The 13,441-nt window shown below is 64.5% G+C and carries 11 protein-coding genes; 5 read left to right on the top strand and 6 right to left on the bottom strand.

Features of this window, described 5'->3' with window-relative positions; genetic code table 11:
* Positions 1-41: 41 nt before the first annotated feature.
* Positions 42-905, bottom strand: coding sequence for a segregation and condensation protein A (locus ACODS0_RS18310; RefSeq protein WP_370641480.1), 864 nt, complete (start codon positions 903-905; stop codon positions 42-44).
* 64 nt (positions 906-969) lie between these two features.
* On the bottom strand, positions 970-1,176 hold the full coding sequence (locus ACODS0_RS18305) for a DUF3460 family protein (RefSeq protein ID WP_055402867.1): 207 nt from the start codon (positions 1,174-1,176) through the stop codon (positions 970-972).
* A gap of 77 nt (positions 1,177-1,253) precedes the next feature.
* Here ACODS0_RS18305 and ACODS0_RS18300 point away from each other — a divergent pair, with 77 nt between their 5' ends.
* On the top strand, positions 1,254-1,766 hold the full coding sequence (locus ACODS0_RS18300) for an outer membrane protein assembly factor BamE (protein ID WP_488836272.1): 513 nt from the start codon (positions 1,254-1,256) through the stop codon (positions 1,764-1,766).
* Positions 1,767-1,792: 26 nt separating this feature from the next.
* On the opposite strand, the gene ACODS0_RS18295 is transcribed toward ACODS0_RS18300, so the two are convergent.
* Positions 1,793-3,472 carry a SulP family inorganic anion transporter gene (locus ACODS0_RS18295; RefSeq protein WP_488836270.1) on the bottom strand — a complete coding sequence of 560 codons (1,680 nt, stop codon included), beginning with the start codon at positions 3,470-3,472 and terminating at the stop codon, positions 1,793-1,795.
* Positions 3,473-3,796: 324 nt separating this feature from the next.
* On the opposite strand from ACODS0_RS18295, the gene ACODS0_RS18290 reads away from it, so the two are divergent.
* Both ACODS0_RS18290 and ACODS0_RS18285 read left to right on the top strand, forming a co-directional pair.
* Positions 3,797-4,447 carry a YitT family protein gene (locus ACODS0_RS18290; RefSeq protein WP_176888632.1) on the top strand — a complete coding sequence of 217 codons (651 nt, stop codon included), beginning with the start codon at positions 3,797-3,799 and terminating at the stop codon, positions 4,445-4,447.
* A gap of 398 nt (positions 4,448-4,845) precedes the next feature.
* On the top strand, positions 4,846-7,026 hold the full coding sequence (locus tag ACODS0_RS18285) for an FG-GAP repeat protein (protein ID WP_488836268.1): 2,181 nt from the start codon (positions 4,846-4,848) through the stop codon (positions 7,024-7,026).
* A 116-nt stretch (positions 7,027-7,142) separates the two neighbouring features.
* On the opposite strand, the gene metG is transcribed toward ACODS0_RS18285, so the two are convergent.
* Entirely contained in the window at positions 7,143-9,242 is a 2,100-nt protein-coding gene (metG, locus tag ACODS0_RS18280) for a methionine--tRNA ligase (RefSeq protein ID WP_431152090.1), read from the bottom strand.
* A gap of 174 nt (positions 9,243-9,416) precedes the next feature.
* Here metG and ACODS0_RS18275 point away from each other — a divergent pair, with 174 nt between their 5' ends.
* A complete protein-coding gene (locus ACODS0_RS18275) occupies positions 9,417-10,532 on the top strand; it encodes an SMP-30/gluconolactonase/LRE family protein (RefSeq protein WP_488836266.1) in 1,116 nt (371 codons plus the stop codon).
* 19 nt (positions 10,533-10,551) lie between these two features.
* Here ACODS0_RS18275 and ACODS0_RS18270 read toward each other — a convergent pair whose 3' ends face one another.
* A complete protein-coding gene (locus tag ACODS0_RS18270) occupies positions 10,552-11,817 on the bottom strand; it encodes a patatin-like phospholipase family protein (RefSeq protein WP_218298618.1) in 1,266 nt (421 codons plus the stop codon).
* Positions 11,818-11,885: 68 nt separating this feature from the next.
* On the opposite strand from ACODS0_RS18270, the gene pyrF reads away from it, so the two are divergent.
* Positions 11,886-12,710: an orotidine-5'-phosphate decarboxylase gene (gene pyrF / locus ACODS0_RS18265; protein ID WP_488836264.1), complete on the top strand. Its 825-nt coding sequence runs from the start codon at positions 11,886-11,888 to the stop codon at positions 12,708-12,710.
* A gap of 88 nt (positions 12,711-12,798) precedes the next feature.
* On the opposite strand, the gene ACODS0_RS18260 is transcribed toward pyrF, so the two are convergent.
* Entirely contained in the window at positions 12,799-13,368 is a 570-nt protein-coding gene (locus ACODS0_RS18260) for a restriction endonuclease (RefSeq protein WP_488836344.1), read from the bottom strand.
* Between the last annotated feature and the right edge of the window lie 73 nt (positions 13,369-13,441).

Here is a 13,441-nt window from a genome sequence, read left to right as displayed (position 1 = left end):
CGCCACGGCCACCGGCCAGGGCGGTGAACAGGGGAGCCAGCCTAGACCGGCGTGTAAGCGAGGCGCACGTAAATGGGGGCAAAAGCCTCGGCCTGCGTGATCTCGATCAGCGTCTCTTTGGCCAGCTCCAGCAGGGCGATGAAGGTCACCACCAGCACGGTGCTGCCTTTTTCGGGCTCGAAGAGTTCTTCAAACTCCACAAAGCGGCGGCCCTGCAGCGTTTTGAGCACCATGCTCATGTATTCGCGCACCGAGAGTTCCTCGCGCGTGATCTTGTGGTGCTGCACAAGCTTGGCGCGTTTGAGGATGTCGCGCCAGGCGTCCTGCAGCTCCACCACGTGCACGTCTGGAAAGCGCGGCTGCAGGCTTTGTTCGATGTAGACCTGGGCCTTCAGGAAGTCGCGGCCGTACTGCGGCATGTGCGACAGGCGCATGGCCGCCATCTTCATTTGCTCGTATTCGAGCAGGCGGCGCACCAGCTCGGCGCGGGGGTCTTCGGGCTCCTCGCCGCCTTCCTGCTTCTTGGGCGGCAGCAGCATGCGCGACTTGATCTCGATGAGCATCGCCGCCATCAGCAGGTACTCGGCTGCCAGCTCCAGGTTGCGGCTGCGGATCTCGTCCACATACGCCAGGTACTGCTTGGTGACCCCCACCATGGGGATGTCGAGGATGTTGAAGTTCTGCTTGCGGATCAGGTACAGCAGCAAATCGAGCGGGCCTTCGAAGGCTTCCAGGAAGACTTCGAGCGCATCGGGCGGGATGTACAGGTCTTGCGGCAGCGCAAACAGCGGCTCGCCGTACAGGCGTGCCAGCGCCACCTGATCCACCACCACGGGCATGCCTGCCGCGTCCAGCGCGGACAGATCCGGCGAATCGGCCACGTTGGCTTCGTTCGCTGTGGTCATGGTTTGCTATAAAAAAATGAGCTACTAGAGCTTATTGAATAAGCGCTAGAGGCCATTTTGATGCTTAATCTGCGTTGGTCTGGTAGACGTACGGCTTTTGCTCGACCTGGCCTTCGCGGTACTCGGTCCAGATGCTGCGGTCCACCTTCTTGTCCCACAGCAGGGCACGGCCTGCCAGCTGCTGGCTTTCCAGTTCGGGGCGGCTGGCCTTGAGCTGGTTGATGAACTGGGTGGCGTCGGATTGGTAATCGGGGCGGCGGAAAATAGACATGGACTGTGAATCTCTTTCTTGGAACGCATCAGGCACAGTGACGCACCAAAGGTCCAAGATTTTACCGGGACGAATTTATGCGCTTGATATATCGCGCCGCTGCCCTGGCGGCCGCCACCTTTTCCCTGCTGGTGCTCACTGCCTGCGACCCGCAACGCATCAGTGAACTGAAGGAGGGTGTATCGACCGAAGCCGATGTGCGCGACCGCTTTGGCGCCCCCGAGAACGTGTGGGACGAACCCGGCGGCGCCCGCACCTTCGAATACAACCGCCAGCCCGCAGGCCAGGTCAACTACATGATCACCATCGGCCCCGACGGCCGCATGACCGCGCTGCGCCAGGTGCTCACGCCCGAGACCTTCGCGCGCGTCGTGCCTGGCATGCGCATGGACGAGGTGCGCCGCCTGCTGGGCAAACCCGCCAAGGCCACGCCCTACGAGCTGAAGAAAGAAACCTGGGTGGACTGGCGCTATCTGGAGGCGCCCAACCAGGCCAAGGTGTTCACGGTGGTCCATGGGGCTGACCTCGTGGTGCTGCGCACGCAGACGGGGGCCGACCTGGACGCGCCGGAGTTCAAGGGAGGCAAGTAAACCGTTGCCCCGCGCCCTGCCGACAACTACACATCCACGCTGGCGCCGCCCTGGGCGGCCAGCCGGTCGGCAAAGCCCGATCGCTCGATCAGCGAGCGTGGCTGCTCGTGCAGGTTCACCACCGACATGCGCCCACCGCGCGCTGCCACGGCTTTGAGGATCTGCTCCAGCGCATCCAGCCCGGTCGTGTCCAGCGCCACCAGCTCGCAGGCGTCCAGCACCACATCCATGCCGGGCGGGCCGGTTTCCACCGCCTGCACGATGGGGTCGATCTTGGCGGCTGCGCCAAAAAACAGCGCGCCGTGCAGGCGCCAGCGGGCCACAGTGCGCTGGCCCGGCGCAGCGCTCGGCGGTGGAGGAGTGGGTTCGGGCTCGCGCGCCGCGCGAAACAACCCGCTCATGCGCCGCACAAACAGCGCGCAGGCCATGAACAGGCCCACCTCCACCGCCACCGTGAGGTCGAACACCACCGTGAGGAAAAACGTGCCCAGCATCAGCAGCCGATAGTGGTTGCTGAAATGCTTGAGCCGCACAAACTCGTGCCACTCGCCCATGTTCCAGGCCACAAACAGCAAGATGCCCGCCAGCACCGCCAGCGGAATGTGCAGCGCCAGCGGCGCAGCCACCAGCACGATCGCCAGCAGCGTGAGTGCATGCACCATGCCCGCTACCGGCGACGTGGCGCCCGCGCGGATGTTGGTCACCGTGCGCGCAATGGTGCCGGTGGCCGGCATGCCGCCAAAAAACGGCACGATCATGTTGGCCGCGCCCTGGGCCATCAGCTCCTGGTTGGGGTCGTGTTTTTTGTGGTGCGGGTCGGTGGCCAGCTGGTCGGCCACGCGGGCGCACAGCAGCGACTCGATGGCACCCAGCAACGCGATGGTGAGTGTGGGTGTGACCAGCAGCCGCACCGTCTCCCACGAAAAATCGGGCAGCGCAAACACCGGCAGCGCCTGCGGAATGCCTCCAAAGCGCGAGCCGATGGTCTCCACCGGAAACCTGAGCCCCCAGGCCAGCAGGCTCAGCGCCACCAGCGCCACCACGGGTGCGGGCACCCGGGCAAACCGGCGCACCGTATGCCCCTCCATGAGCCGGATCACCGGCGAGCCCTTGAGGAACAGCCGTGGCCAGAGGAACAGTAGCGCCACACACGCCAGCCCCAGCCCGAACGCATAGGGGTTGAAGGTGCCGATGTGCTGCGCCAGCGTGCTCACCTGCGAGAAGAAGTTGCCCGGCATGCGGTCAATCGACAAGCCCAGCCAGTCTTTCACCTGTGACAGCGCAATCAGCACCGCAATGCCGTTGGTAAAGCCGATCACGATGCTGACCGGCACAAACCGCACCAGCGTGCCCAGGCGAAACAACCCCAGCAGCACCAGAATCACGCCCGCGCAGGCGGTAGAGATCAGCAGATTGGCCACGCCATAGCGCTCCACAATGCCGTAGACGATCACGATGAACGCGCCCGCCGGCCCACCAATCTGCGTGTTGGCGCCCCCCAGGGCCGAGATGAGGAAGCCCGCAATGATGGCCGTCCACAGCCCCGCCTCGGGCTTGAGGCCACTGGCAATCGCAAACGCCATGGCCAGCGGCAGCGCCACAATGCCCACCGTGACCCCCGCGCCCACGTCGGCCAGCCAGCGGCTCTTGGTGTAGCCGCGCAGGGCGTCGATCAGGCGGGGGCGAAAGGCGGGCGAAAACGGCATGGAGGCAACCAGTGTAGTGAGCGCTTCTTGAAGTGCAACCGATGGCGGTCCCAACCACCCGATGGCGTCACACCGGCGCTGCAATAGCGCCACAACAGGGCCGCAACAGGGCCACAAACAGAGCCTCCGCAACTTGGGTAGCTTCAGCTCCATGTCGGTGTTGTACTGGATTTGCTCATAATTTGATAGCTTTTGGCGCTTACTGTATAAGCGCTAGATGCCAAAAAATGCTTGAAATCTGCCAAGGCTGGCAAGGGAAAGCCGCCCCTGCGCACTGGCGCGTTGCTTGCTAGTTATGGATGCACTGCATCCCCACCTGCTCCCATGCCCGACACCCTTCACCCTCCTGCCATGCCGACGCCCGAAATGTCCCCCCCGCCATCGCTGCGCCACGGCCTGTTCGAAGACGCGCAGGCCCTGTTCGCGGGCACCTTGTTTGTGGCCATGGCGCTCATGCTTTTCAACCAGGCGGGCCTGCTGGTGGGCGGCACCGCGGGCGTGGCGTTTTTGCTGCACTACGTCACGGGCATTTCGTTCGGCAAGCTGTTTTTTGTGGTCAACCTGCCGTTCTACTGGTTTGCCTGGACGCGCATGGGCCACGAGTTCACCATCAAGACCTTTGTCTGCGTGGGCCTGCTGTCGCTGCTGACCGAGCTGTTTCCGCACGTGATGCATGTGGACTACCTGAACCCGCTGTTCGCCTCGCTGCTGGGCGGGCTGCTGCTGGGCACGGGCTGTTTGTTTCTGGCGCGCCACCGCTCCAGCCTGGGCGGTGCCACGGTGGTGTCGCTGTACCTGCAAAGCCGCTATGGCATGCGGGCGGGCAAGGTGCAGATGATGATCGACGGCTCCGTGGTACTGCTGGCGCTGTTCGTGGTGCCGGTCGAGCGTGTGGCGTATTCGGTGCTGGCCGTGCTGGTGATGAGCGGGTTCTTGTGGATCAGCCACCGGCCAGGGCGCTACGTGGGGCATTAAGGGACGGGGCCGCCAGCGCGACGGCCGCCTGTCTCCGATCGTGACCGAGTCCTCAGGGGCCTGAGCTCCCGCCGAACGCCCCTGCGCGACTCCATTGCACCCGTCAACCCTGCTTCAGTGGGGGTGTGTTTGCGCGTCCACCCACCATAGAGTTCGTGCTACCCCGCCTGCGCCCGCACGAGGGGCGCCGGGCTCGCCCGCGCCTCCTAAATGGGTGAAGTGCCCACCCCGTTCACATGCCCGGAGAACCCTTGATGTACCGAACTTTTTCCGCCAGCGCTGAAGCACTGTGGGCGAGGCTTGGTGGGGCGGCAAGGCTGCTTCTTCTGATTGCGAGCGGAGTCTTGATGGCCTGCGGCGGTGGCGAAGACCCTGCTGCGCCCCCACCGCCCCCGCCCGTGGCGCAACATGCTGTGGGCGGCACTGTGACGGGGCTGGTGGGCACGCTCGTCCTGGCCAATGGCACGGAGGCGGAGCTGACCATCACGGCGAACGGCAGCTATGCCACCAACGTTTTGCAGGGCCAGGCCTACAACATTGTTGTGCGTACCCAGCCCGCCGGGCAGACCTGTGTTGTGGAAAACGGTTCGGGTGTGGTGGCAGGCCCGGTTACCAACATCTTGGTGACATGCACCACCAATACCTACTCCGTCGGTGGATCGATCACGGGCCTGCTGGGCGTGGTGACGTTGCGGCTCAACGGCGCTGCGGATCTGTTGGTGGCCACCAATGGCGTTTTCGGGTTTGCCTCACCGCTGACCCATGGCAGCTCTTACGCCGTGACGGTGCATGTACAGCCTGCGAATCAGGTTTGCACAGTAGAGGCTGGCACCGGGGTTGTCGTGGCGCCCGTGACCCAAGTGAGAGTGCGTTGCAGCACCGTCTCATCGCCTCCGCCTCCTGCTCCCCCCCCTCCACCGGCTCCCCCCACGCCGGGTGGCCTGGGGATTGCCTATGGGACGAAGGCACTGGTCTTTTCGTGGACCTCGACGCCCGGCGCAACCCGCTACACGGTGTACGAAGACCCGGACGGCGCGGGCCCGCTGGCACCCGCGCAAATCGGGTCGACCGCGGCCACCGGGCTGACCTACGCAGTTCCGGTGCTGCTGCACCTTCGGGTGAATGCGACGTACACCGTGCAAGCCTGCAACGCGGGCGGGTGCAGTGCCCCATCGGCCTCCATGGCGGCAGACATGGTGCGTGCCATTGGCTACTTCAAGGGATCGACTACCACCGTCGAAGGCCGGTTTGGCAACCGCGTGGCCTTGTCCAGCAACGGCACCACCCTGGCCGTGGGGGCGTATGGAGAGGGTGGCAATACCGGGGCGGTATACGTATTCACGAAGAGCGGCGCCACGTGGTCGCAGCAGGCGCGCATTGCGGCCCCCAACGGCGAGGCCAACGATTATTTTGGCAATGCCGTGGCCTTGTCGGCCGACGGCAACACGCTGGCCATCGGCGCGGATGGCGAGAGCGGCGACCAGAAGGGCACGTTCTCGACGATGCCGACCACCAATAACCTGGCCAGCAACTCAGGCGCCGTCTATGTCTATTCCCGCACGGGCGCCGTCTGGTCGCAGCAGGCATTCATCAAGGCGAACAACGCGGATGCCGACGATCTTTTCGGTTCATTCGTAGCCCTCTCGAGCGACGGCAACACCCTGGCGGTGGGGGCCTACAACGAGGATGGTGACCTGACTGGAACACACGGCAATGGAGCCTATGCTGCGTCCGGGGCTGCCTACGTCTTTGCCCGCACGGGCACCAGCTGGGCGCAGCAAAGTTACCTCAAGGCCTCCAACGCAGGCTCGGGAGATTTCTTCGGCATCTACCTCAGCCTGTCTGGCGCAGGCGACACCCTGGCGGTGGGCGCGTTCTTTGAGCGCAGCGCCTTGGCGAGTGATCCTGCGGACGACACCCTGGCCAATGCCGGTGCGGCCTACGTGTTCCAGCGCAATGCGGGGGCATGGTCGCAGCAGGCCTATCTGAAGGCTCCGAATCCCAAGGCGCAGGACCGCTTCGGTGTATCGGTCATCCTGTCAGGCGACGGCAACACGCTGGCGGTTGGCATGGACGGAGACAGCAGCAACTACACAGGCACCTTCGTCGTGCCTCCACCCAGCAACACCCTTGCACTCAACTCTGGCGCGGTGTTTGTGTTTACTCGCGCAGGTGGCGTCTGGCAGTCACAGGCGTACTTGAAAGCCTCCAACACCCGCACCCCCCACCGGTTTGGCAACAACCTGGCGATGTCCAGCGACGGCAACACGCTGGTGGTGCCGTCGTACCGCGACGACAGCAATGCGCGCGGATTCAATGGCGACCAGGCCAACACCGCCGCAGCGGATGCGGGCGCTGTGCTGGTGTTCCGCCGCAGCGCAGGCACCTGGGCGCAGCAAGCCTACCTGAAGGCTCCCAATACGGGCGCTGGGGACCGGTTTGGTGGACGTGTGGCGATATCGGGTGACGGCACTACGCTGGCCGTGGGGGCATCCACCGAAGACAGTGGATCGACTGGCATTGGGGGCAATCAGTCGGACGAAAGCAGCGCCAACGCGGGCGCGGTGTACCTTTACTGAGAGCTTGCTTCAGGGCGGCAGTCAACATGCCGCCCCTTCCTCTATCGGCGGATGGCGAGGGGCTCAGCACCCCTCGGCATCCTTGACGGTTGCTTTGTCTATGAGCGTTGCACGCCTTACCGCACCCGCATGCCGGGCGTGGCGCCGGGCCAGGGATTGAGCACGTAGATGCCGGGGTTGGCCTTTTCGTCGCCATGGCTGGCGGCCAGCACCATGCCTTCGCTCACGCCAAACTTCATCTTGCGCGGCGCCAGGTTGGCCACCATCACGGTGTGCTTGCCCACCAGATCTTCGGGCTTGTAAGCGCTGGCAATGCCGCTGAACACGTTGCGCGTACGGCCTTCGCCCACGTCCAGCGTCAGGCGCAGCAGCTTGGTGGAGCCCTCGACCGGCTCGCAGTTCACGATCAGCGCAATGCGCAGGTCGATCTTGGTGAAGTCGTCGATGGTGATAGTGGGGGCGAGTTCTTCGCCGCCAGGATGGGAGTTGGCTGCTACGGTTTCAGTAGCTGCTGGCGCTTGTTCTGCTTGCGCTGGGGCTTCAAACAGTGCTTCAAGCTGTTCGGGGGTGACGCGCTGCATCAGGTGCTGGTAGGGCTGGATGGCCTGCACGTCCCCCGCCACGTTCCACTGCTGCATGTTCACGCCCACAAAGCCTTGCACCGCCTGGGCCAGGCCCGGGAGCACAGGTGCCAGGTAGCGGGTGAGTGCGGCGAAGGCGTTCACGAGCACCGAGCACACCTGGTGCAGGGCCTCGTTGTTGGCCGCGTCCTTGGCCAGATCCCAGGGCTTGTTCTGGTCCACATAGGCGTTGACCTTGTCGGCCAGCAGCATGATCTCGCGCGTGGCCTTGCTGTATTCCCGCGTTTCGTACATCTGCGCGATGGCGTCGCTGGCACCGCGCACCTCGGCCAGCAGGGCTGCGCCCGTGGTGCCAAATTGGTCGGTCAGCTTGCCGTCAAAGCGCTTAGTCAAGAAGCCCGCCGCCCGGCTGGCAATGTTCACGTATTTGCCGATCAAATCGCTGTTCACACGCAGCATGAAGTCTTCGGCATTGAAGTCGATGTCCTCATTGCGTGCGCTCAGCTTGGCCGCCAGGTAGTAGCGCAGCCACTCGGCATTCATGTTCAGGCTCAGGTACTTGAGCGGGTCCAGGCCCGTGCCCCGGCTCTTGCTCATCTTCTCGCCGTTGTTCACCGTGAGGAAGCCATGCACGAACACGTTGTTGGGCGTCTTGCGGCCGCTGAAGTGCAGCATGGCGGGCCAGAACAGCGTGTGGAAGGTGACGATGTCCTTGCCGATGAAGTGGTACTGCTCCATCACCGGGTCGGCCATGTAGGCGTCGTAGCTCTCGCCGCGCTTTTCCAGCAGGTTCTTCAGCGACGCGAGGTAGCCCACGGGGGCATCCAGCCACACGTAGAAGTATTTGCCGGGCGCGTCGGGGATCTCGATGCCGAAGTAGGGTGCGTCGCGGCTGATATCCCAGTCGCCCAGGCCTTCGCTGGTGGTGCCGTCGGGGTTGGTGCGGACGGTGAACCACTCCTTGATCTTGTTGGCCACCTCGGGCTGAAGCTTGCCGTCCTGCGTCCAGTTTTCCAGAAACTCCACGCAGCGTGGGTCCGACAGCTTGAAGAAGAAGTGCTCTGAATTCTTCAGCTCGGGCTTGGCACCCGACAGGGCCGAGAAGGGGTTGATCAGGTCGGTGGGGGCGTACACCGTGCCGCACACCTCGCAGTTGTCGCCATACTGGTCCTTGGCGTGGCACTTGGGGCATTCGCCCTTGATGTAGCGGTCGGGCAGGAACATGTTCTTCTCGGGGTCGAAGAACTGCTCGATGGTGCGTACTTCGATCAGGCTGCCGTCGGCGCGGTCGCGCAGGTCGCGGTAGATCTGGCGGGCCAGCTCGTGGTTTTCGGGCGCATCGGTGCTGTGCCAGTTGTCAAAGCTGATGTGAAAGCCATCGAGGTACTGCTTGCGGCCGGCCGCGATGTCGGCCACGAACTGCTGGGGCGTTTTGCCCGCTTTTTCGGCCGCAATCATGATGGGCGCGCCGTGGGTGTCGTCCGCACCCACAAAGTTGACCGCGTTGCCCTGCATCCTTTGGTACCGCACCCAGATGTCGGCCTGGATGTATTCCATGATGTGGCCGATGTGGAAGTTGCCGTTGGCATACGGCAGGGCGGTGGTAACGAAGAGTTTGCGGGCGGAGGTCGTCATGGGATGCGGCTTTCTCAGGCGGAACCCGCGATTTTAGGCGGTCGGCAGTATCCCTGGCCATTACGGGCGCTGCGGTGGCCTCCCCAGGTCGCGCAGGTGCCAAACAGGGCGTGCGTGCAGGCCGCCTATGGAGCCACAATGCCCCGCAGTCAAATAATCATGAGGAGACAACACATGGCCAGAACATGGGCAAAACGGGTGGGGTGGGGCGTGGGTGGCGCGATATTGGTGGTGGCTGCCTATCTGGCGGCGTGGCCTGTGCCCATTCAGCCGGTGGCCTGGACTGCGCCTGCCGCCCCTGGCTACCAGGGCGTGCACGCCCCCAACCAGCGCCTGGCCCAGCTGAACATCATTGATCTCAAAGGCGAGGTGGGCCCCGAGCACATCGCCTTTGGCAAGGACGGCAAGCTCTACACCACCGTGCTCAGTGGCAGCATTTTGCGCATGAACCCCGACGGCTCGGGTCAGGAGGTGTTTGCCAACACCGGCGGGCGGGTGCTGGGGTTCGACTTCGATGCGGCGGGCCACCTGATCGCGGCCGATGCCATCAAGGGCCTGCTGTCCATTGCGCCCGATGGCAAGGTCACCGTGCTGGCCGACAAGGTGGGCAACGACCCCATCCGCTATGCCGACGCTGTGGTGGTGGCCCAAAGCGGAAAGATGTACCTGAGCGACGCCTCCACCCGTTTTGCCCCCAAGGACTGGGGCGGTACGTTTGAAGCGAGCGTGCTCGACATCCTGGAGCAGGCCAGCACCGGCCGGGTGATCGAATACGACCCTGCGACGCGTGCCACTCGCGTGGTGGTTCGGGGCATCAGCTTTGCCAATGGCGTGGCGCTGAGCCAGGACGAAAAACACCTGTTCGTCAACGAAACCGGCAAATACCGGGTGTGGAAGATTGCGGTGGATGCGAAAGACCTCGACATTGGCCAGGCCAGCCCCCAGGCCCGCGTGCTGCTCGACAACCTGCCCGGCTACCCCGACAACCTGATGCGCGGGCAGGGCGGCAAGGTATGGTTGGGCTTTGCCAAGCCGCGTGGGGCGGCCATCGACAACATGGCGGGCAAGCCCTGGCTGCGCAGCCTGACCCTGCGCCTGCCGCGTGCGCTGTGGCCCATTCCCCAGCCCTACGGCCATGTGATTGCGTTCACCGACGATGGCAAGGTGGTGGCCGACCTGCAGGACCCGAGTGGCGCCTACCCTGAGACCACTGCGATCACCGAGACGGCGGACCGGCTGTATGTGCAGAGCCTGCACGCGCACGGCCTGGGGTGGCTGCCCAAGCCGTAGGGTTCAGGCCTGGGGCGTTTCAGGCGGTTTCCCCATGGTGCCGGGTCTTCACCTCGGCACCTGTATCCGTCCACCCAAAGAACCTGCACACCTCGGCCCGCATTGCAAGGGTGTCGGCCCGGCCCAGGGCCATGAGCTCCTGGGTGTAGCCGGATTCGAACAGCAGGTAGCTGGCCAGCGCCGCGCCGCGCACATCGGCCATGTTGGACGTGACGCCCAGGGCGCCCAGCATGGTGCGCACGGGCGTGGGCAGGTCGCCCACATGGCGCGCGGCCACGGCATCCAGGCGCTGCGAGGGGGCAATCACCAGCAGCTCGATGGGGCGCAGTGCGCTGTGCAGGCGCTTTTCTTCGGGGATGAGCGACAGGGTCTGGTTGATGCGCTGCACGCGCTCCACATCCACGGCCAGCGCATCCAGAAAGATGTTGGACAGCGCATGCCCCGCAATCTGCGCCAGCGTGGGGTAGGTGGCCGTGGGGTTGGCAGCGGCATCTCCCTTGGGCTCGTGCATGCGGCCCGCGCCGATCACCAGGATGCGCTCGGCCCCCAGGTGAATGGCCGGAGCAATGGGCGCCGACTGGCGCATGGAGCCGTCGCCGAAATATTCGACGTGGTCATCCACCTCGATGCCCTTGGCCGGAAAGATGAACGGAATGGCCGAGGACGCCAGCAGATGCTCGTGCGTGATGCGGTCGCTGGCCGCCTTGCGCTGCGAGCGCACCCAGGGCTTGACGGGTGCGGCGGCTTCAAAAAAGGTGACATGTTCGCCCGAGCTGTAGCTCGACGCCGTTACCGCCAGCGCTGTGAGATGCCCTTTGCGGATCAGCCGGGGCAGGCGCACCAGCGGCACCATCTTGACCAGCAGTTTTTCGAGCGGGGTGTTGTCCAGCAGCGACTTGGGCCGCATGCGCCGCCAGCGCGCCAGCGCCCAGCCCAGCGACACCAGCGTGAGCCAGCGCGCGCCGCTGCGCATCACGCTGAGCGAGTCGGCGCCATACACCTGGCTGGCGTGGAACTGCCGCCACACGCGCGCAATGCGGCGCACGGCGCGGTCAAAATTGTCGGCCCCGCAGGCCAGCGCCGCCGCGTTGATGGCCCCGGCCGAGGTGCCGGTGATGATGGGGAAGGGGTTGGGGCCGCTCCCTTCGCCGCAGGCCTGGCGCAGGTCGGCAATGGCCTCGAGCACGCCCACCTGGTAGGCGGCGCGGGCACCGCCGCCGGTGAGTAGCAGGCCGGTGGCGGGTCGGGCTTCGGCGGGGATATCAGAAGTTACCAAGGGCGGCATGAATGTGTGTGGGGTGGTGTCCCAAGTGTCGGTGGGTGGCTGGGAGCCTTTCATGTGGGAAAACCCGCATGGTTGAGGCGACACTTCGCTTTTCGCTGGGGCGTTCAAGCTTGACAGGGGAAGTCAATTGTTTGCGCCAGAAGTGGGTTCGTGCTGCTCCCCGGCCTGTGGCATGCTCAAACGCATTTTTTTGGGGAGATGGCTTGAATCCGAGCATCATCATTTCGCTTGATTTCCCTGCTGCTGCGCCTGCGGTAGATCTGGTCGGGCAGCTGGGCTCTGCTGCGTCTGTCTACAAGGTGGGTTTGCAATTGCTCACGGCGGCTGGACCGTCCTTCGTCCGCGATCTGTTGGATGCTGGCAAGCAGGTCTTTTTGGACCTCAAACTGTTTGAAATCCCGAGCTCGGTGGCTGACGCAGTTGCGGCGGCGGGGCAACTGGGGGCTTCTATGGTGACGGTTCATGCGTCGGCAGGATCTTCTGTGCTGGAGGCTGCAGTGGCGTCGGCAGCACACTTCCCTGAGCTCAAAGTGCTGGCACTCACTGTGATCACCAGCATGGACGACGAGGCGCTGCGCGAAGTGGGCGTGGCATCGACAGTGCCAGAACAGGTGCTGCGTCTTGCGCGCCTTGCACACGCAGTTGGCTGCCACGGTGTGGTCGCATCGCCGCTAGAAGCCAGGCTTCTGCGCAACGCGCTGCCGCGGGGCGCGCTCATCGTCACGCCTGGCATACAGCCGCTGGAGTTTGCAAAAGGCGACCACGCCCGTTTCACCACTGCTAGCGAGGCCATCAAGGCGGGTGCAACGCACGTCGTGGTGGGTCGGCCGATATCGCGCGCTTTGAACCCTGCCGTTTCCTTTGCTGCCCTGTGCGCAGAACTAGAAGGTTGAAACTTTGGCCCGGGATGGGGCGGATCGCCGTTTTTCTGCAGCGTTACAGCTGTGATTCTGTGGGCCGGAGGCCCCGGCACATCGCTGTCTACGGTTGGCGCAGCAGCAGCTGTGCCACCGCGTCACCCTGCAGCACCACAATGCCGTGCTCCCGGGCAAAGGCGTGGGCGTTGTCGCTGACCTGCCCCAGGGCAGCCACATAGACGCCTGCGGGGGCCTCGCTGGCCAGCATGGCCGCGTGCAGCTCGCGCAGGGGCTCTACGCCGTGGGTGGCCGCTTTCCAGCGTTTGGCGCTGACCAGCGTGGTTTTGCCACCCTGGGTCAGTCGCATGTCAGGGCCTGCGTTGTTGCCGTGGATCCGCTCTACGGAGTAGCCCGCCCGTGCCCAGGCCGATGCCAGGGTGTCGGCAAAGCTGCGCCAGGGCATGCTGGCCACGGCCTCCAGCATCTCCGAAACCCGGGCGGGGTTGGGGGCGCGCAGCTGCTTCCACGCGGCGATGCAGCCCACCACGAAGATGGGGAAACCGGCCAGCGCACCCACCACGAAATATTCCTTGGGCAACAGCGCACCTGCCGCCAGAACGATGATGCCGACCACCACAAAGCTGATCCACCAGGGCGAGCGCAGCAGCATGGCAAACAGGGATTTCTCGGCCATCTTGAATTTCACGGGGGTCCTTTTCGTTCGGTTTCTCAGGGTGCCAGCTGCTGTGGAGCCAGGGGCAAAGCGT

Source organism: Acidovorax sp. FG60, from assembly GCF_057808995.1.
Note: the sequence above shows the minus strand (reverse complement) of the source record. Positions and strands in the feature narration are given on the sequence as shown.

What these genes read in the sequence shown, in the direction of transcription:
- ACODS0_RS18270 (WP_218298618.1), bottom strand. Translation starts at nt 11,817, where the DNA reads ATGCCGCCCTTGGTAACTTCTGATATCCCCGCCGAAGCCCGACCCGCC.
- ACODS0_RS18275 (WP_488836266.1), top strand. Translation starts at nt 9,417, where the DNA reads ATGGCCAGAACATGGGCAAAACGGGTGGGGTGGGGCGTGGGTGGCGCG.
- ACODS0_RS18290 (WP_176888632.1), top strand. Translation starts at nt 3,797, where the DNA reads ATGCCCGACACCCTTCACCCTCCTGCCATGCCGACGCCCGAAATGTCC.
- ACODS0_RS18295 (WP_488836270.1), bottom strand. Translation starts at nt 3,472, where the DNA reads ATGCCGTTTTCGCCCGCCTTTCGCCCCCGCCTGATCGACGCCCTGCGC.
- pyrF (WP_488836264.1), top strand. Translation starts at nt 11,886, where the DNA reads ATGGTTGAGGCGACACTTCGCTTTTCGCTGGGGCGTTCAAGCTTGACA.
- ACODS0_RS18305 (WP_055402867.1), bottom strand. Translation starts at nt 1,176, where the DNA reads ATGTCTATTTTCCGCCGCCCCGATTACCAATCCGACGCCACCCAGTTC.
- metG (WP_431152090.1), bottom strand. Translation starts at nt 9,242, where the DNA reads ATGACGACCTCCGCCCGCAAACTCTTCGTTACCACCGCCCTGCCGTAT.
- ACODS0_RS18310 (WP_370641480.1), bottom strand. Translation starts at nt 905, where the DNA reads ATGACCACAGCGAACGAAGCCAACGTGGCCGATTCGCCGGATCTGTCC.
- ACODS0_RS18300 (WP_488836272.1), top strand. Translation starts at nt 1,254, where the DNA reads ATGCGCTTGATATATCGCGCCGCTGCCCTGGCGGCCGCCACCTTTTCC.
- ACODS0_RS18260 (WP_488836344.1), bottom strand. Translation starts at nt 13,368, where the DNA reads ATGGCCGAGAAATCCCTGTTTGCCATGCTGCTGCGCTCGCCCTGGTGG.